This window comes from Streptomyces anatolicus (assembly GCF_019400875.1).
In the GTDB taxonomy this organism is placed as follows: domain Bacteria; phylum Actinomycetota; class Actinomycetes; order Streptomycetales; family Streptomycetaceae; genus Streptomyces; species Streptomyces anatolicus.
Map to the genome: position 1 here is coordinate 1 of NZ_WMBF01000838.1, position 1,255 is coordinate 1,255.

Here is a 1,255-nt window from a genome sequence, read left to right on the forward strand (position 1 = left end):
CCCTGGACGAACTGCGCACGATCAGCGCCACCGCCGCCGCCCTGCCCGGCGACACGGTCGACGCCCGGGCCCTGCGCGGCGACACCGACCGGGCCATGGAGAGCGGCGTCTATGCCTGCGGCATGGACGAGTTCGAGGACGCCCGCTTCACCAAGGCCGCCGCCACCCTCAACGGCTTCGCCAAGTCCTACCCCGCCAGCAAGAAGCGCGACCGCGCCAAGGACGTCGCCATCGCCGCCGAGATCGCCGGGGAACGCCCGAGCGCGGGCCGCCGCCTGCCGCCGTCCGGCACCCCCGGCGGCGGCAAGGTCGGCTTCGTCCTCGCCAACCTCGGCCCCGGCGACCTGGAGGTCCTCTACACCGGCCCCACCACCGGCAGCGTCAAGCTCAAGGACTGCGCGTCCTGCCGGATCTTCGCCACCAAGTCCCAGGGCGACAAGGCCTGCCGGGCCGGCGTCTCCAAGTACCCCAGGAAAACCCTCAGCCTGCCCGCCGGCGAGTACCACTTCCTCTACAAGCGGGCGACCGTACGCGATCGAGCCGACGGCGCGCGGCTGAGCCCCGCCTACCGCTACACCGACTGCTCCTTCGTCACCCGCGCGACCGCGGGCCCCGGACTCACTTGAGTCCCGGTCAGAAGTCCCAGCCAGAAGACCAGGTCAGAAGTCCAGGTCAGGGGCACGCCGGGCCGTCATTGCCCGGCGTCCTACCGCGTGATACACAGAGTGACCAGACCTCACGTACGAGGAACCGCACGAAGTCGGCCAACGAATGGCGCCAAGGCGACATCCGCGGGCCCGATTGTCGGCGAGAATGAGCTGTCCTCTGCACCGAGACAGGCAGAGGCAGCGGAACAACCCACTAGGGGCGGTGAGTTACACATGCTTATGGCAGCCGAAAAGGGCGACATCACCACCATCATCGGCGGGATCGCCCCCGACTGGGGACCCTTCGGGAACCTGGGCAACGAGGCGCGCGTCATGATCGAGGTCGTGATGGCGGTCGCCATTCTGCTGTGCCTGGGCATTGCGATCTGGGGCGCGGCGAAGCAGCGCATCGGCGCGACGGCGCTGCGCGACACCTTCAGCGCGGAGCAGGGCAAGGGCCTGATCATCGCGGGCCTGACCGGAGTCTTCATCATCGGTTCGCTCGGCACACTCTTCACGATCGTGTACGGCATGGCGGTCTAGCGGCTCCGGCATGGCGGTCCGGTCCAGCGGTCCCTCCCAGGCCGACACGACCACGTCCCTCCCTC

At 69.2% G+C, this 1,255-nt stretch carries 1 protein-coding gene and 1 pseudogene; both read left to right on the top strand.

Annotated features, from left to right (window positions below; all coding sequences use genetic code 11):
* Positions 1-626, top strand: a pseudogene (locus GKQ77_RS32845) (hypothetical protein); the annotation flags it as partial.
* Positions 627-881: 255 nt separating this feature from the next.
* Complete coding sequence (locus GKQ77_RS32850) at positions 882-1,190, top strand: DUF8827 family protein (RefSeq protein ID WP_030795286.1); 309 nt, start codon at positions 882-884, stop codon at positions 1,188-1,190.
* Positions 1,191-1,255: the final 65 nt, after the last annotated feature.